The organism is Pseudarthrobacter sp. CCNWLW217 (assembly GCF_037203985.1).
Lineage (GTDB): Bacteria > Actinomycetota > Actinomycetes > Actinomycetales > Micrococcaceae > Arthrobacter.
The window spans coordinates 17794-33806 of sequence record NZ_JBBCBT010000012.1; the positions used below are offsets into that span (position 1 = coordinate 17794).

Sequence of the window (16013 nt, forward strand, 5' to 3'; positions counted from 1 at the left end):
CGATATGCAATGGCACCTGTTGCATCCCATCAAGCTTGTTGGGACGTCCTTCCGCGCGGTCTATCAAGGCACCAACGTACTCACCGAAGGACATGTTGTACCGCTGCGTCGCCTTCCATGCGGTGTAATGCTGATCCGGGAGCACAAGGCAGTGCAGGGGCGCTTTCTTGCCGATCAGTTTGGGTGGGCGGTATTCCTCTATGTCATCACCCTCACTTCGGTTTAACAGAACCCGTCGATACACAGGTCCTGTCGTGGTGGCACCGGTTGCTTCTTCGAAAGACCAAGCAAGCGACAGACTACATACATGCTCCGCACATGCACAACTCACTGCCTGTACGCTCCGGAAGTCGTCGGGTAACATTTTGAGTCAGCTGCCCGCCTGCTCTGTGTTGGCGGCCTACACAAGTGGCTGAGCTTGGCTAAGGAGCTGTATAGATGGCAAATGGGGGCCGCAGCGTGTTTCTTACGCAGCAACAGAAGAAAGAGCGGCTAGCGGATCGCATGGGCATCCTGGTGGATATCTGGGAGGCAGATAACAACACTGCGCTCACTTACCCTCATGTCGAAGAAGCACTTTCCGCCCACGGAATCCACCTGTCGCGGACACGGTGGTCCTACTTGATCAATGGCACCGGCAGCCTGGTGACGGATCAAGAACTGCTGAAGGGCATATCAGAGTTCGTTTTTGCTGTACCAGCCAGTTATCTGTGTGATCTCAACAGTGAGACTCCTCCCGAGGTAGAAGCGCGCATGGAATTCCTTGTCCAGATGCGGAAGCTCAAGGTGAAGAACTTTGCAGCGAGAAACCTGGGGGCCACCTCGCCAGAAACTCTGAGGACGATCACCAGGATCATCGATGCGTCGATGCAAGGCGACGAGTGAATGGCTCTCCCGCCGGTCCCGGAAAAGGTCCGGGAGTTATGCGGAGACGGGACGACGTCGATGAGCGAAGTTATCGACCGCTTGACCGTGATCTGTGAGAAGCCGATCAATCTGATCGAGTATAAGGAGTCCTGGGGTGCGCTGACGGCCTTCAAAGCCGAATTTGAAGATCGCGTCAACGTCTATTTTCCGCCGCAGAAATCGCGGCAATACAAACTTCACTGCATATATCACGAGCTCGGACACATCTACTTGGAGAGCTTTCGAATTCCCATGGCTCTGCCGGATCTCTCTGAAGAGATGTTGAGGGAAACCGCGGACGCAATTAGTGTTACCTGCCGGTCCGTTCCCAATCATCCTGTCGAACGGTGGGTGGAGGATTTCGCTTTCGAGATGTCGAAGAAGACCCGTGCACGCAGCTCGTTCGATCCTGATCCTTTCCTCAGCTAAACCATGAAACTGTTGCTCTTTGCGCTGCTGAGTGCCCTATGCCTCCTCCGGATCCCCTCGGTGGTCAAGGTGGCGGAATCCCGGGCGTCGTGGCTGGCGTCGATGTTCGGACTCGCGGCGCTCTATGTCCTGGGAACGGTTACACCCCTAGTGGTTATCGACAGCTACCTCGGTGGCGTGAACGTGACGAATCTGCTTCAAGCCATCTTCGCGCTACTAGCGATCTTCTTCTTCAACGACAGCGTGCGGCGGTTAGCGAACGTAACAGTCAGGTGGACTTACTACGCGCCGTTGCTGAGCATTCCCATCATGATTGTCAGCTTCGCCCTGATTGAGGACAAAGCTCCAACGGCTGCGGACTTCATTGCTTCCCGCATGGACCAGCTCGCAACTGCTACGTATAGCGGCACATACATGCTCGCGTTGTTATTCACCGTGCTCAGGATCATCTACATGCTTCGGCACAAGGCGAGGGGCCCGTATGCCACATTCTCAGCGGGTCTGCTCGTGGTTGCGGCGGCTTGTTCGTGCCACATTACGTACGTGGTGCTGTTCCATTTCTCGCCATGGGACGCCTTCGCTCAAGCGATCGGATCCTGGTTTGACCGCTTTTTCTATTTAGGCCTCTCGGTGACGGCTGCGGGGTGGTTGATTCTTTTCCTGTCGAAACAGCTCCCGAAGCTGCGGCTCTGGATGATCGATGCTCTCTGGCTTACCGCGTTGAGGATCCGGGTAAATGCAGATCAATCCCTCGTCAGTCCGGCGTGGGACCTTTTCAATGAAACGCTCGAAAATGGCGTTTACAAAAGCCTCATCGTTCTGCACAACTACCAGCGGGGGAACATGATGATGTTCCCGGAGTCTGTTCAGGGCAGAATCAGCCACATTGAGGCCAAGTTAGACGCGCAGATGTAGCCTTGCTCAATTCAAGATCGTTTTGCTGATCCACCTCGTGAGTTCGTTGGTGAAGGTACAAGGCGAGGCATTCCACTCCTGGGTATGATGCGCCTCCGGTAACGGAATCAGGGTAACGGTGTCAGGATTCGCGCGTTGGAACGCCGCCGAGATCTCCCATGGAACCTCTTGATCTGCGCTGGAGTGCAAAACCAGCGTCGGGACTCCCACCCGGTTAGGTACGTCGACCCACTCAAGTGCATTGAAGTTGATCGGTTCCTCCAGCCCGAGCATCCTCGCGAAGGGGGGAGCCTGCAGCAGAGACATGACAAGGCCGGCCCCTACCGCCGGCACGCCTGCCCGCGCCGCCCCCGCTGTGATGGTCTTACGCCAGCTCGTGACCGGGCCTACCAGGACGACCCCGACGATCCGGTCCCGGTAGGCGCTGAGCTCCGCTGTGAGCAGGGCAATGGTCCCACCCATTGACCAGCCCGAGAGGATGATTCGCCTCGCTCCATGATCCACGGCGTAGCCCACGGCGCTTTCCACATCACGCCATTCAGTTTGACCAAGGTGGCTCGATTCGGCCTGAGGTGGGCTGACCTCCTGGTCGCTGCGGAATGACGGAACCAATGAGGTAAATCCCAAGGGACTGAAAGCGTGGACGTCCCGAAACATGATCGAGCGGTCGGTCCAGCTGCCATGGATATGGATCACCCATGTGTCTGTCTTCTTTCCTTGGAATAGCCACGCAGGCGCCGCGCCGTAGGCGGTGGGGATGTGCACCTCCTCGAACCGTCCGGCCACCGCAGAGGGTTCGAAGAACACATCGGGGGTCCAATCGACCAGGGGCCCGAGGGACGCCGGCCCGGAGTCCAGCGGATGGATCCGCCGCTCCACGTACTTTCGATCCTCATCGATCAGCGTGACCTCGCCGACTCTCGTGTAGCTCTCGGCCAGGGGGTCGAACACGCCAAAGTCGCCCGGGGCCTTGGTGTAGTCGTCCAAATCGATGCGGACTCTGCGGCCATCATCTGTCAGTTCGGCACGACGGTAGTCCTTTGGTCCTCGCTTGACGATCTTGCGTGCCATGACAAACGCGAATCCAGATAAGGCGGCCGCCGGTACAAGGAACGCGAGGCAGGCCAGGCCGCGCCGTGTCGTCAGCATTAGGTCTCACCCTCCAGCGCCGAGCCATGAAGAGGAACGGAACCCAATCATCGTAACGTCGTCTCAGTCCCTGATATATGAACACCTCATGACCACTACATGCGTTGCACATGTTCACTACAGGCGTGTAGTCTTTCGATTGAGCCAGTCGACGTCCAAGGGGGAGGGACGAATCTAATGCAGCGCAAATCGCTTGGCCTAGCGGCCATCATTGCCATCCCCGGGCTGTTCTTCGGACTGATCTTCTCCGTGCTCCTGCTTCTCGCCCCCGCGAAGCCAGCTGCCGCCACCTGCGGTCCGGCCGTCTCTGTTGTCATCGATGCTGACACCAAGGTTGAGGGCTACAGCCAGGAGCAGTTGAAGAATGCCGCGGCGATCATGGGCGCCGGTAAGGCGCTGAATCTGTCCGTGAAGGGTCAGATGATCAGCGTCATGGTAGCCCTGGGGGAGTCGGGGCTGCGCGTTCTGGACCATGGGGATGGCGCCGGCCCGGATTCCCGGGGGTTGTTCCAGCAGCGCGGCAACGGTGCATGGGGTTCGTACTCGGACCGGATGGACCCGACCATCAGTGCCACGAACTTCATCAAGGCGTTGCAGAAGGTGGACGGTTGGGAGCTGCTGGAGCCCACTATTGCCGGTAACAAGGTCCAACGAAACGCTGACCCGTACCACTACCAGCGGTACTGGCCCGAGGCAGTGAAACTCGTCCAGGCACTCTCCGACGGCAAGTTCTCGCTGGAAGGCGGCGGCTGCGCTATTCCGGGGCAATCCGGCGCCGGGGATGACTACCCGTGGAAAAACTCACCGACCTGGATGCAGGCCGGAGCGGGCGCAGCGGCGGCATCACCTCTGGGCATGTTCTATCGCGAGTGCGTGGACTTCGCCCTGTGGCGGGTGAACCAGCAGATGGGGTCCACCGGCGCGCCGTTCAAGTTCCTCAACGGCACCTTCCGTCCGGACGGTCAGGCCCTGGGCTCGGCACTGACGTGGAAGGCCGGCTGGGACGCTAAAGGCTGGGCCACGGGCAACACGCCCCGGGTCGGCGCGGTGGTCTGGTACGCGCCCGGTGCCGGGGGAGCGGACGCGGCCTACGGGCACGTCGCGGTGGTCAAGGAAGTCAGGGACGACGGGACCTACATCGAAGAGGGCTACAACGGCAACCCGCCCCCGGATGACCACAACTACTACACCCGGACCGTGAGCAGCGCTGTCCCCTCAGCGTTTCTGTACCTGCCCATCCAAGAGGAGAAAAAGTGAAAAAGCCCCTGGCCCTCATCGCAGTAGCCCTGCTCTGCGCCGCTTGCGCACCGGCAGCAAACACCACGCCGGCACCGGCAGAACCGACGACAGTCGCGCCCTCCGCGCCCGTTTCGCTGAGCGCCAGCAGTGGACCGCAGGCTCCCGAGGGCACGGTCCCGGCCACGATCGGCATCACCTGGGATCAGGCCAGCAAGGACGCGGCCGTGGATATCGCCGAGAGGGCTATGGCGGACTTTGCCCGCCCAGGTAGGGAGGAAAAGCAGTGGGCCAACGATCTTGCCCGCTGGCTTACGCCACAGGCCACTGCCGATTACTCGGCCGTTGACCCGGCCAACATCCCTGCAGATCGCGTTACCGGCCCCGCCGAGCTGAGCGTCGATGAAGCCAACGGCTACGGGGTCATGGCGGCGGTGCCCACCGACGCCGGGACCTACACGGTGCAGCTGCTCCGCACGGGCAAGGAAGCCCCATGGAAGGTCCACCGCTTCACGCCCCCCTCGTCCTAAGCGCCGGACTCCCCAACTCACACACGTAAAGGAAGAAACCCATGAGCACCACATCAACCGAGGTCCTGGCCTTTCCGAACATCAAGGCCATCGTCCGCGACAACGGAACCGCTGAGGTCGTCGTCGCGGGAAACTCCCGCATCGTCCCTGCCGGGGAGTCCCTGCAGGATCTTCGCGACAACGCCCTGGCCCTCGTCGTGGGTGAGGCCCAGACGCTGAACCGGCCCGTCAGGGTCCAGATCGAGGATCCCGAAGGGCACGGTGAACTGATCGTGCACCCGGACAACACGATCGAATCCGTCTCCTACGAGGCACGCCCCGCCCGGCGCCGGGCAGAAACACCGGAACCCACGGCCCAGACGCCAGCTCCGGCCGTCATGGATACCGTCCCGGCCCCTGAGCCTGAGCCCGCTGCGGCGCCGGCACAACCCACGGCTGCCCCCGTCGCCGCGGTGGACCGCCAGCCGTGGCCGCCGAATCCCGTCACGTCCGAAACAACCATCGCACCGGTCACCCCGGAACCGGAGACGGCAGTTGCCGCTGAGGAAGCACCGGCGACTCGGCGTAGCTTGAAGGAAACCTCCTTCCTGGTCAGCGCCCCGGTCCTGGAACCTGCGACACAGGGCTGGCGGGGTGCGCTCACGCGCCTTGGCTTCCGGATGGACCCGTCCGCGGAAGAATTCTCTGAGCGGGAGGATATCCGCACGGTCAGCCAGCACTGGCCCGGTCCCCGGACCATTGCCGTGGTCAACCGCAAGGGCGGTGCCAACAAAACCCCCACGGTGGTTATGCTCTCGGCCATCCTCGCCCGCTACAGCGGGGCCGCGACCGTGGCGTGGGACAACAACGAGTCCCAAGGCACGCTGGGCTGGCGAACCGAGAAAGGCGCCCATGACCGGAGCGTTCTGGACCTGATCGATTCCTCGACCGAACTGCTGTCCCCGTCAACGAACGCTGCCGAAATCGCCAAGTTCGTCCACCACCAGACCGCCGACAAGTTCGACGTCCTGCGCTCGGATGAGAACGAGGAAGGCGACCACGAAGTCACCGATGAGGAAGTCGACATCGCCCACCAGGTCCTCACCCGCTATTACCGGCTGGTGGTCATGGACTCAGGCAACACCGCCCGGGCAGCGAACTGGCGCAGGATGATCCACCACACCAACCAACTCGTCGTGCCCGTGACGGCTATTGAGGACCGCGCAGAAGCCGCCCGGCTGACGCTGCAGACCCTCGAATCGCGTGGTGGCCACGACGCCGAACTGGCCCGCAACTCCGTCGTGATCGTCTCCGAATCCACTGATGCCAAGCGCGCCATGTCCGGGGATGCCTTGAAGCGGGCCAAAGACGAGGCCCAGCGGATTGCGGACGGCTTTGAACCGTTCGTCAGGGCCGTCGTCAGGATTCCCTACGACCCGGCCCTGGTCAATGGACCCATCCGCTACGAAGCCCTCCAGCCCACCACCCAGCGGGCATGGCTGGCGGCCGCGGCCGCCGTCGCCAAGGGCTTCTAAACCCACCCATCATCCGGACTTTCGAAAGGAGGAACCATGCAACAGTCCCTGAACCCCTGGATCACCAGCCCCACCGCCGGCACTGCGGAAGAGGAAACACCGGAAACGTATGTGCCGCCGGCGGCAGTCATTACTGCGCCTCTGAAAGGAGTGGTCGAACCCGACGCAGCCGACAGACTGGCACGCCGCACCATGACCGGTTCCGCCGAATTATGGATCATCGGCGCTCACGGGGGAGCAGGCGAAAGCAGAATCGCGGACCTCCTCGGCGCACGCGCCACCGATCACTGCTGGCCCGTCCTCCAGGACGGAAGCGAGCCGCGGGTGCTGCTGGTCTGCCGCGCAGACATGCGCGGCCTCACAGCCGCCAGGAGTGCCCTGACCCAATGGGTGTCAGGAGCCACACCGAAAGCTGACCTGCTCGGCCTCGCGATCCTGGCGGACACACAGGGAAAGACCCCCAAAGCGCTGCGTGACTTCGCCGCCATCGTCGGCGGGGGAGCCCCCCGGCTCTGGACCCTGCCCTGGGTCGAGGCATGGCGGCTTGGAAACGACACGACACCGACCCGCGAATTTCAACGCTTCATTACTGACATAGCCACCTTGGCTGCCGACAAATCAAGCACCGCTCACTGAAAGGTCTCACCATGAACTACTTCTCTTCACTTGCAACCGGCGTCATACCCAACCCCACTCCGACCATCCCTGCAGAGGCAGACGGGCTGCTCCTGGTCCTGAACTGGGCCTCCGGCATTGGCCTGGTCCTCGGCGTCCTGGGTGTGATCATCGTCGGCATCGGCATGGTCATCCAGCTCCAGCGCGGCGAAGGTGCACAGGCCATCGGCAAACTCGGCTGGGTCCTCCTGGGCTGCATCATCATCACCGGTGCCGCCGGCATCGTCCGCGCCTTCGTCTAAGCCAGCACCAAGAACGGGAGGTTCACCATGAGCCAGTCAACAGAGAGCACCACCGAAAGCAATCCGTTCACTAAGCCCGGGTTCATTATCGCTGCCGCGCTGGTGGTCGCGCTCATCGCAGCAACCGTCATCATCTTTCTCCTCCCTAAAGGACAGGGAAACGCCCAGCCAGCCCCTGCCCCGGAAGAAACCAGCGGCTCAGCCACTGTCAGCCCCAGTGCTTCAGCTGGGGCTGACAAGAGCGTCTGCGGACTTCCCGGCAGCAGCGAAACTGCACTGGGTACCGCGCCCAAGTCCAAGTGGGAACTGGTCGGAACCATGGCCGTTCCGACCGATCCTTCAACTGCAGGACCCGGCACTGCGGGCAAGGACGGCCTGCGCTCGTGCTTCGCACAATCCCCTACGGGCGCTCTCTACGCCACGGCAAACATCTGGGCGGCTTCATTCAACGGCTACGCAAAACAGGTTTATCTGGAACTTGCCGCTGACAGCCCAACTCGGGACAAAGCGGTAAAGGCCATCAATGAAGGCAAAGACGTCGGTGGTGGGAGCTCCCCGAAGCTCCAAATCGCTGGCTTCATCATCCACTCGTACACGCCAACAGCAGCCGTCGTGGAGCTGGCGTTCAAGACCGCCGACGGCGGATACGGTGCTCTCTCCACATCACTGCTCTGGGAGGCCGGAGACTGGAAACTGGACATGCCCGCTGCAGGCGGAGGAACGGTCCGACAGATCAGTGACCTGGGTTCATTCATCCCGTGGGCTGGGGTCTGACATGGCTTGCGAAATCTGGGACTTGGCCTGTAAAGCGAAGGAAGGTGCCGGAGAGGTTGTGGCCAGGATAGCAGACGACGCCATCGACAATCTGGCCAAGGCGATCATGGAGGGCATGAGCCAGATGGTGACGACACTGTCTACCTTCTGGATTTCAATGCCCACGGTGAACCTGATCAGCGAGGACAGGACTGGGCCAAGTCCCGTGGTCTCAATGGTCAACAGCGAGCTAATGACTTGGACGCTGACGCTGGCGGTTCTCGCCGTCATCATCGGCGGCATCCGGATGATCTGGGAACAGCGCGGTGCACCGCTCAAGGACCTGCTCCGTTCGCTGCTCACACTTACCTTGGTTTCCGGTCTTGGTCTGGGAGTCATCTCTATTTTGGTCATTGCCGCAGATACCTTTTCGGCCGCCATCATCGACCGATCCACCGACGGCAAGGGCTTTGCTGAATCGATGAAGATCCTCGTTATGACCGGACAGACCGGTGTAGGGGTGTTTATTCTCATCGTCCTGGGCCTGATCGGGTTGATTGCTTCACTGGTCCAGATCGTGCTGATGGTGGTCCGCAGCGGAATGCTGGTGATCTTGGCTGGCATCCTGCCCACGACCGCAGCGTTCACGAACACGGAGATGGGCCGGCAATGGTTCCAGAAAGCAGTTGGCTGGGCCATTGCCTTTATTCTCTACAAACCGGCGGCGGCCATCGTGTACTCGGTCGCGTTCCTCTTGATGGGCAACACCAGCGGGCAGGACGCCCTGGTCGGTTCAATCACGGGCTTCACGCTGATGATCGTTGCCCTGTTCGCGCTTCCGGCGTTGATGCGGTTCGTCACGCCGATGGTCGGTGCCGTCGCCTCGGGCAGCGGAGCAGCCGCGGGAGCAGCCGTTGGTGCCATGGCCACCGGTGCCGTGTCCCTGGGCCGTGGCGGCAGCGGACACGGCAATGCCGCACCCATCCCCGCGACAACAAGCAGTACCGCCAGCACCCAGAGCACCCACGCCGGCGCTTCGCCGAAAGGCAGTGACGGAGCGCCTGGTCCTCGGGGCGGGGGAGGACAGCCCACCCCCGGCGTTACGGGTCCGGGCGGAGCCCCTGGCGCTGCAACCGCCGGCAAAGCAGGCACCGCTGGAGCAGCGGCAGGGGCAAGCGGCGGGGCAGCAGCTGGCCCGGCCGGCATGGCACTAGCCGCCGGGGCACAGGTGGCTACCAAGACGTCACAGGCAATCGAAAAGACCGCGCAGGATTCAACCGGGGAGGGCCCCAGTGGCAGCAATTAACACCGAATACAAGGAACCGTCCTACGGCAACTGGCGCGTACCGCGCTCCGCCGGGCTGGGCAACCTCGGCGCCATCGGCACCGGCATTGTCATGGCCGGACTGTTGATGGGCATCACCACCTTCGCTATCTGGGGCCTGTTCGCCGGCCTCGCTGTCCTCGCCCTCGCCGGGGCCAGCGCCCTGTTACTGACGGTCAAGGACAAGCACGGCCAGTCCGTCGTAGACCGCTTCGGCACCCGCATGACCTTCCGGCTCTCCAAGTCCACTGGAACGAACCTCTACCGCTCCGGCCCCCTGGGAGTGACCGAGTGGGGCATGTACCAGCTCCCCGGCCTTGCCGCGAAGTCGACCCTCTACGAGTTCGCAGACTCCTATAAACGCCCGTTCGCCATGTTGCACGTCCCGGCCACCAGCCACTTCACCGTCATCTTCTCCACCGAACCCGACGGAGCCTCGCTCGTGGACCCTGAGCAGGTCGACGCATGGGTCGCTAACTGGGGCGGCTGGCTCGCCGGCCTTGCCGACGAAGCCGGACTGGACGCCGCGGCCGTCACCGTCGAGACCGCCCCCGATTCCGGGTACCGGCTGCGAAACGAAGTCGAGATGAACATCGACCCGAACGCTCCCGAATTCGCCCAGGCCATTCTGCGCGAGGTCGTTGACACCTACCCGGAGGGATCGGCCACGGTCCGCGCCTGGGTGTCCCTGACCTTCAACGCTTCCCTGCGGTCCGGGTCAAAGAAGCGCACCCCCGAAGATGTGGCCCGGGACCTTGCCTCCCGGATCCCCGGCTTGTCTGCCCGCCTGCAGTCCACGGGTGCCGGTATCGCCCGACCGATGTCGGCGCAGGAACTCTGCGAGGTCGTCCGCATCGCCTACGACCCTCCTGCTGCGCTGATCATTGATGAAGCCCACGCCGCCGGTTCCCCCGTTGCCTTGGCCTGGGGTGAGGTCGGCCCCACCGCCACTCAGGCGAACTGGGAGGACTACCGCCACGATTCCGCGTTCTCTGTCTCCTGGACCATGACCGGCGCACCCCGCGGCTCGGTGAACTCCTCAGTCCTTTCCCGGCTGCTGGCCCCGCACGGTGACATTGACCGCAAACGCGTATCCCTGCTCTACCGTCCGATGGATTCGGCGAAGGCCGCGACCGTGGTCGAGCGGGACCAGAACAACGCCAACGTCCGCATCACTTCCGGAACACGGCCCAGCGCCCGCGCCCTGGTCGATGCCCGTTCCGCCGTGCAGACCGCTCAGGAAGAAGCCCGCGGCGCCGGCCTGGTGAACTTCGGCATAGTCGTCACTGCCACCGTGACCGACAGGGAACGGCTGCCTGATGCCGTGGCCGCCATCGAACAGACCTCCGGTACCGCACGGGTACTCCTTCGCCGCGCCTACGGCGCGCAGGACACCGCGTTCGCGGCCTCACTGCCATTGGGCCTGGTCCTGGCCAAGCACAGCATGGTCCCCTCCGAAATCAAGGACGCGCTCTAATGGCCCTCAAAGACCTTTTGACGTCAATGACAGTAAAGCCATCAAAGGGGTCTCCAAAGAACAAGGCTGAGAAGCTGCCGCGCGAGACCGGGCCGGGTGCGCGTGGCTGGTCCGGACCTGGCGGGGGAATGGCCCAGCTCGTCCCGTCCGTGAAGGAGTACCGGGGAACCACTGTCCAGGTCTGCGGCCTGTGGCCGTTTTCCTCCGGCGCGTCCTCGCCCATGATCGGCGTCCCGCTTGGCCGTCACGAGGAAACCCAGGCAACGGTCTGCTGCGACCCGATCAGTTGGTTCCAGCGCGCACGGCTCATCTCCAACCCTTCCGCTTTCATCCTCGGCAAACCCGGGCTGGGCAAGTCCACCCTGGTCCGGCGCATGTTCCTGGGCCTCGCTGCCCAGGGCGTCAACCCATTGGTTCTCGGTGACCTGAAGGGCGAGCACGTCAAAGCTGTCGAAGCGCTCGGCGGGCAGGTCATCAAGCTCGGCCGCGGGGTCGGCTACCTGAACATTCTCGATCCGGGTCAGGCTGTCGAGGTCGCCCAGCTCCTCGAGGACCACGGCCACCACGAAGCCGCCACCCGGGTCCGGGCCGATGCCCACGGCCGCCGGCTGAACATGGTCGTCTCCCTGATCACCATCAGCCGGAACAACCCGCCCACCGACCAGGAACAGACCATCCTGGACCGGGCGCTGCGGGTCCTCGATGACGTGTTCGACGGCGTCCCGGTTCTGAAAGACCTCCTGGACGTCATCGTCTCCGCCCCGGACGAGCTGCGGCAGGTCGCGCTGGACCGTGGCGACATGAACGTCTACCTGCAGGAGACCCGGGCGCTGGAAGCGACCCTGCTGGGCCTGACCGGGGGAGGGAAGCTGGGGGAAATCTTCTCCCAGCAGACCACCAACCCGATGAAGCGGGACCGCGCCGTGGTCTTCGACGTCTCCAGCATCGACGAGACCGAAACCGACCTGCAGGCCGCCGTGCTGCTGGCGTGCTGGTCCTACGGCTTCGGCACCGTGAATGTCGCCAACGCCCTGGCGGACGCCTGCCTGGAACCGCGACGGAACTACTTCGTCGTCTTGGACGAGCTGTGGCGGGCGCTGCGCTCCGGGAAAGGCATGGTGGACCGGGTGGACGCCCTGACGCGCCTGAACCGATCCGTGGGCGTCGGGCAGATCATGATTTCCCACACCATGTCCGACCTGCTGGCACTGCCAGCAGAAGAGGACCGGATGAAAGCCCGCGGCTTCGTCGAACGCTCCGGCATGGTGATCTGCGGCGGCCTGCCCGCCTCGGAAATGCCGCTGCTGACCTCAGCGATTCCCTTGTCCCGGCAAGAGCAACAAAAGCTCATCTCCTGGCAGGACCCGCCCGCCTGGGACTCACGCGGCCTCGACGTCGAACCCCCGGGCCGCGGCAAGTTCCTCATCAAAGTCGGCGGCCGCCCAGGCATCCCCGTGCAGATCGGGCTGACCTCCATCGAGAAGAACGACGGCCTGAACGACACCGACACCCGCTGGCACCCACCGACGGAAACGCTCATGGACCCGGCAGCACCAGCGCTGCCCGCTGAAGGAGGCACGCTGTGAGCGCACCGAACCGCAAAGGAATGGGCCTCGAAGATGCCCTGCTGGTCTGGCTAGCCATCGGCGCCATCGTCATCTTCGGCGGCGGCACCTACGCCGCCGCCCACCTCGGGTCCTGGATGGCAGGCATCGACGCACCCCCTGCCCACCCCATCGACCTGGTCGCCGGACTCATCAAAGGCAAGATGCCCTGGCCAACCCAAGCCACCGTCGCAGCATGCCTCATGGCCGGCCTGATAGTCGTTCTGGCTATCGTCGTGCTGGTTGCGTGGCGGAAGGGCGCATCCAAGCGCGCCCGTGTCGACAAGGCCGCCCGCTACCTGGGCCGCGGCAAATCGCTTGCCGCGTTCTCCGAAAAGGGAGCGCAGGCCACGGCAGAGCGACTGGGTGTAAAGGACACGCCGGGAATCAACGTGGGAAAGGTCGTCTCCACCGGCCAGAAGTTCGTCCAGTCCTGGGAAGACCTCAGCCTCGACATCTGGGGACCACGAACAGGTAAATCCACCTCCCGGGTGATGCCCGCCATCCTGGACGCACCCGGCGCCGTTGTCTCAACCTCGAACAAACGCGACGTCGTGGACGGCACCCGCGGCGTCCGCGAAGCCACGGCCCCTGTATGGGTCTTCGATCCCCAGAAGATCGCCCAGGAAGAACCGCACTGGTGGTGGAACCCCCTCTCCTACGTCACCGACGAAGAAAAGGCCTACAAACTCACCCAACACTTCTCGGTCGGCTCCCGGGTCCCGGGGTCAAAGCCGGACGCCTACTTCGATCCCAAGGCCGAGGACATTCTCTCCTCATACTTCCTAGCGGCCGCACTGCGCGATTTGCCGATCACGCAGGTCTACTTATGGGTGACAGAGCAGGTCAGCCAGGAACCCATCGAAATCCTCCGGGAGCATGACTACGAACTGCAGTACAAGGGCCTGGAATCCACGCTGAAGCTAGCCGACAAGCAGCGCGACGGTATCTTCGGCACCGCCGAGAAGATGATCCAGTGCCTCAAGAGCCGGAACACGCTCCGCTGGGTCGCCCCCGCCGGGGGCACAAGCGTCGCCAGTGATACCCGCCGGCAGTTCAACCCGCACGCCTTCGCCGCCTCACAGGAGACAATTTACATCCTCTCCAAGGAAGGGGCCGGCTCAGCCGCCCCGCTCACCACGGCACTGACCGTGGCCATCGCTGAGGCCATGGAAGAACGGGCCGAACGCAGCGGCGGCCGCCTGCCCAAACCGGCCTTATTCGCCCTGGACGAGCTGGCAAACGTGGTCCGCTGGGCCGGCCTCCCGGACCAGTTCAGCCACTACGGCTCCAAAGGCCTGATCGTCATGGGCATCCTCCAGTCCTGGTCCCAGGGTGTCGAACTCTGGGGCGAAGCCAACATGCGAAAGATCTGGTCAGCAGCGAACGTCAAGGTCTACGGCGGCGGCGTCGCCGAAGAAGGCTTCCTCCGCGCACTCTCCGACCTGATAGGGGACTACAGCTACATCAACATTTCCGTCTCATCAGGAAAGTCCGGATCCAGCCGCTCCCGGCAGGAAAGCAAGGAACGCATCTTCGACGTCTCCAACCTCGCAGAGCTCGACCGCGGCCGCGCCGTTATCCTCGCCTCCGGTGCACCCGCCACGTTGGTCCGGACCATGCCCTGGTACACAGGCCCACACAAGGACGCCGTGGAAGCGTCCATCAAAAAGTACAGCCCGCAGCCAGAGAAAGAACCAGTCCCGGTAGCAGCTGCGCCTGCCGCAAATCCATGGGTGACCGGGCAGGGGAGTAGGGAATGACCATCGACATTGGCCGGTTCACCGAAGCTCCCAGCTCGGACGTAGAGAACACTGACCCTAAGGCCGGCGAACAACAGAAGGCCCCGCAGTTGATCTACGGCTCTGCCGAAGAGTTCCTACACGAGCAACTGCTCCCCACTTACGTCCGCGATGTTGACGGGCGCGCAGCAAAATGGTGCATCGAATGGTATTTCCACCCCGAAGCTGTCTCCCGCGTGGAAGCACTGTGGCGCGCCTGGGAGCACCTCAGACTCGACGGGGCCACCGGCATGAGCGTCTGGTTTAAAGACCACGCTGACCACCACATGAACGTCCTTCTGGATCCGCGCGGGCCGTTCTACAAATGCGACATGCAGAAACACCGAGACCCCGAACACCTAGAACCAAAGAAGGCACCGTTAGGTTGGTTTCCCGACATGCGAAAGGAAACCAACTAGCGTGAGCAGCAAGCAGACCAGACGAAAACCTAGGCAAGACATGACTTTCGCGCAGGAACGAAAGGATTGGAAGCTGCCGTGGCATCAATACGAGGTGAACGGGGCGACCCTTGAGTATCAGGCTGTCCACTATCTCCCCACAGGGGAGACCCTTGAAGAGTTCGAGGAAATGGAGTGGACGGAGCGCCAGCTCGTGCTGGCACGGCTTCGCCGACGCGAGTCCGAAGTCAATACCAAGGCTTTGCCCATCATCGCGCCGCTTGTAGCCCTGTTGATTGTTCTCTTCAATGTCCTTCTGGGCGTAGTAGAGAAGGGCACGGTTGAATTCATTATCGTTCTTGCGTTTATCAACGCCTCCGTTGTGGGGCTAGCGTTTACCGCGGCTATCGGGGTCACAAGTCACAACAAGAAAGATGCATGTTTTACGGCTTGGGTGGAAGCATTCGAGGATGTTCATGCCCTCAAAACAAAGAAGGAAGAAGAGGGCAGGAAGGCTGGAATGGAGACAGGGACCAACCGACCAGCCATCGCGCGGTACGGGTGGGCTGTCAAGTTCTTCGGTTAACCAGTTTCTCTCGATCAGTCAGAGTGACCCTTACCTCCGCCTTTGTACATGATCGTGGGACGAGGCACGTAGGAAGGGGGAATTGCCGCTACTGGGCTCCCTCCATTTAGTGAAAGTATCTATGGATGGGGTGAGGGGAGACTTGGGATCCGAAGTGTGGCCAATCTGTAGCTACACCTCGTGCTGCCTTGCTTACAGACTCAATAGCCTCTGGTGACATCAGCATGGCCTCATCGAGTAGTTGCTTATGCGACCCAACGTTCATGCCCAGTAAGAGTCCTGTGGCGCTCAAAACTGGTCCACCAGAATCTCCCTCCTGTCCCTCGGGCTTCATAAACCGGAGAGGACCCGCCTGCTGGGTGGAGCGGTGCTGCGTGACACTCAGCGCGGGGAAATCGTTGCGCCGGCCAAGTTGGGTAACGACGGCGCCGGCTTGGTGAGGACCTTTGTCCTGTGGCAGATCGAAACTGCTGTACTTCTGGACCACAAGGTCC

Annotated in this window: 17 protein-coding genes; 16 read left to right on the top strand and 1 reads right to left on the bottom strand. The window is 62.5% G+C overall.

Features of this window, described 5'->3' with window-relative positions; translation table 11 throughout:
• The first annotated feature begins 4 nt into the window (after positions 1–4).
• The 4 genes from V9L18_RS14545 to V9L18_RS14560 all read left to right on the top strand — a co-directional run bounded on the left by V9L18_RS14545 (position 5) and on the right by V9L18_RS14560 (position 2250).
• Complete coding sequence (locus V9L18_RS14545) at positions 5–226, top strand: hypothetical protein (protein WP_337347878.1); 222 nt, start codon at positions 5–7, stop codon at positions 224–226.
• A 212-nt stretch (positions 227–438) separates the two neighbouring features.
• The gene (locus V9L18_RS14550; RefSeq protein WP_337347879.1) at positions 439–885 is read left to right on the top strand and encodes a hypothetical protein; all 447 of its coding nucleotides are present in this window, start codon (positions 439–441) and stop codon (positions 883–885) included.
• A gap of 60 nt (positions 886–945) precedes the next feature.
• The gene (locus V9L18_RS14555; RefSeq protein WP_337347880.1) at positions 946–1335 is read left to right on the top strand and encodes a hypothetical protein; all 390 of its coding nucleotides are present in this window, start codon (positions 946–948) and stop codon (positions 1333–1335) included.
• 3 nt (positions 1336–1338) lie between these two features.
• Positions 1339–2250 (top strand): hypothetical protein, encoded by a 912-nt coding sequence (locus V9L18_RS14560; RefSeq protein WP_337347881.1) that lies wholly within the window; start codon positions 1339–1341, stop codon positions 2248–2250.
• A 6-nt stretch (positions 2251–2256) separates the two neighbouring features.
• Here V9L18_RS14560 and V9L18_RS14565 read toward each other — a convergent pair whose 3' ends face one another.
• Positions 2257–3399: an alpha/beta hydrolase family protein gene (locus V9L18_RS14565; RefSeq protein ID WP_337347882.1), complete on the bottom strand. Its 1143-nt coding sequence runs from the start codon at positions 3397–3399 to the stop codon at positions 2257–2259.
• Between the two features lie 177 nt (positions 3400–3576).
• Between V9L18_RS14565 and V9L18_RS14570 the strand changes: the two genes are divergently transcribed.
• The 12 genes from V9L18_RS14570 (at position 3577) to V9L18_RS14625 (ending at position 15519) form a co-directional block, all read left to right on the top strand.
• Positions 3577–4656, top strand: a complete 1080-nt coding sequence (locus tag V9L18_RS14570) for a CHAP domain-containing protein (RefSeq protein WP_337347883.1) — start codon at positions 3577–3579, stop codon at positions 4654–4656.
• The gene (locus V9L18_RS14575; RefSeq protein WP_337347884.1) at positions 4653–5165 is read left to right on the top strand and encodes a hypothetical protein; all 513 of its coding nucleotides are present in this window, start codon (positions 4653–4655) and stop codon (positions 5163–5165) included. The genes V9L18_RS14570 and V9L18_RS14575 overlap by 4 nt, the downstream gene beginning before the upstream one ends.
• Positions 5166–5206: 41 nt before the next feature.
• Positions 5207–6679: a chromosome partitioning protein ParA gene (locus tag V9L18_RS14580; protein ID WP_337347885.1), complete on the top strand. Its 1473-nt coding sequence runs from the start codon at positions 5207–5209 to the stop codon at positions 6677–6679.
• A 36-nt stretch (positions 6680–6715) separates the two neighbouring features.
• Positions 6716–7315: a DUF6668 family protein gene (locus V9L18_RS14585; RefSeq protein ID WP_337347886.1), complete on the top strand. Its 600-nt coding sequence runs from the start codon at positions 6716–6718 to the stop codon at positions 7313–7315.
• A gap of 11 nt (positions 7316–7326) precedes the next feature.
• A complete protein-coding gene (locus tag V9L18_RS14590) occupies positions 7327–7596 on the top strand; it encodes a hypothetical protein (protein ID WP_337347887.1) in 270 nt (89 codons plus the stop codon).
• Positions 7597–7623: 27 nt separating this feature from the next.
• A complete protein-coding gene (locus V9L18_RS14595) occupies positions 7624–8370 on the top strand; it encodes a hypothetical protein (protein WP_337347888.1) in 747 nt (248 codons plus the stop codon).
• Position 8371: 1 nt separating this feature from the next.
• Positions 8372–9655 (top strand): hypothetical protein, encoded by a 1284-nt coding sequence (locus tag V9L18_RS14600; RefSeq protein WP_443197954.1) that lies wholly within the window; start codon positions 8372–8374, stop codon positions 9653–9655.
• The gene (locus V9L18_RS14605) at positions 9642–11150 is read left to right on the top strand and encodes an SCO6880 family protein (protein ID WP_337347890.1); all 1509 of its coding nucleotides are present in this window, start codon (positions 9642–9644) and stop codon (positions 11148–11150) included. Before V9L18_RS14600 ends, V9L18_RS14605 begins: the two co-directional genes overlap by 14 nt.
• A gap of 128 nt (positions 11151–11278) precedes the next feature.
• Positions 11279–12736 (top strand): helicase HerA domain-containing protein, encoded by a 1458-nt coding sequence (locus V9L18_RS14610; protein WP_337347891.1) that lies wholly within the window; start codon positions 11279–11281, stop codon positions 12734–12736.
• A complete protein-coding gene (locus tag V9L18_RS14615) occupies positions 12733–14517 on the top strand; it encodes a type IV secretory system conjugative DNA transfer family protein (protein ID WP_337347892.1) in 1785 nt (594 codons plus the stop codon). Before V9L18_RS14610 ends, V9L18_RS14615 begins: the two co-directional genes overlap by 4 nt.
• Positions 14514–14954, top strand: coding sequence for a DUF4913 domain-containing protein (locus V9L18_RS14620; RefSeq protein ID WP_337347893.1), 441 nt, complete (start codon positions 14514–14516; stop codon positions 14952–14954). The genes V9L18_RS14615 and V9L18_RS14620 overlap by 4 nt, the downstream gene beginning before the upstream one ends.
• Position 14955: 1 nt before the next feature.
• Positions 14956–15519: a hypothetical protein gene (locus V9L18_RS14625; RefSeq protein ID WP_337347894.1), complete on the top strand. Its 564-nt coding sequence runs from the start codon at positions 14956–14958 to the stop codon at positions 15517–15519.
• The last annotated feature ends 494 nt before the right edge of the window (positions 15520–16013 follow it).

Bases quoted from the DNA above. Each gene is read 5' to 3' on its own strand.
- V9L18_RS14550 (WP_337347879.1), top strand. From the start codon at position 439: ATGGCAAATGGGGGCCGCAGCGTGTTTCTTACGCAGCAACAGAAGAAA.
- V9L18_RS14595 (WP_337347888.1), top strand. From the start codon at position 7,624: ATGAGCCAGTCAACAGAGAGCACCACCGAAAGCAATCCGTTCACTAAG.
- V9L18_RS14580 (WP_337347885.1), top strand. From the start codon at position 5,207: ATGAGCACCACATCAACCGAGGTCCTGGCCTTTCCGAACATCAAGGCC.
- V9L18_RS14585 (WP_337347886.1), top strand. From the start codon at position 6,716: ATGCAACAGTCCCTGAACCCCTGGATCACCAGCCCCACCGCCGGCACT.
- V9L18_RS14565 (WP_337347882.1), bottom strand. From the start codon at position 3,399: ATGCTGACGACACGGCGCGGCCTGGCCTGCCTCGCGTTCCTTGTACCG.
- V9L18_RS14620 (WP_337347893.1), top strand. From the start codon at position 14,514: ATGACCATCGACATTGGCCGGTTCACCGAAGCTCCCAGCTCGGACGTA.
- V9L18_RS14610 (WP_337347891.1), top strand. From the start codon at position 11,279: ATGGCCCAGCTCGTCCCGTCCGTGAAGGAGTACCGGGGAACCACTGTC.
- V9L18_RS14600 (WP_443197954.1), top strand. From the start codon at position 8,372: ATGGCTTGCGAAATCTGGGACTTGGCCTGTAAAGCGAAGGAAGGTGCC.
- V9L18_RS14590 (WP_337347887.1), top strand. From the start codon at position 7,327: ATGAACTACTTCTCTTCACTTGCAACCGGCGTCATACCCAACCCCACT.
- V9L18_RS14545 (WP_337347878.1), top strand. From the start codon at position 5: ATGCAATGGCACCTGTTGCATCCCATCAAGCTTGTTGGGACGTCCTTC.
- V9L18_RS14555 (WP_337347880.1), top strand. From the start codon at position 946: ATGAGCGAAGTTATCGACCGCTTGACCGTGATCTGTGAGAAGCCGATC.
- V9L18_RS14570 (WP_337347883.1), top strand. From the start codon at position 3,577: ATGCAGCGCAAATCGCTTGGCCTAGCGGCCATCATTGCCATCCCCGGG.
- V9L18_RS14560 (WP_337347881.1), top strand. From the start codon at position 1,339: ATGAAACTGTTGCTCTTTGCGCTGCTGAGTGCCCTATGCCTCCTCCGG.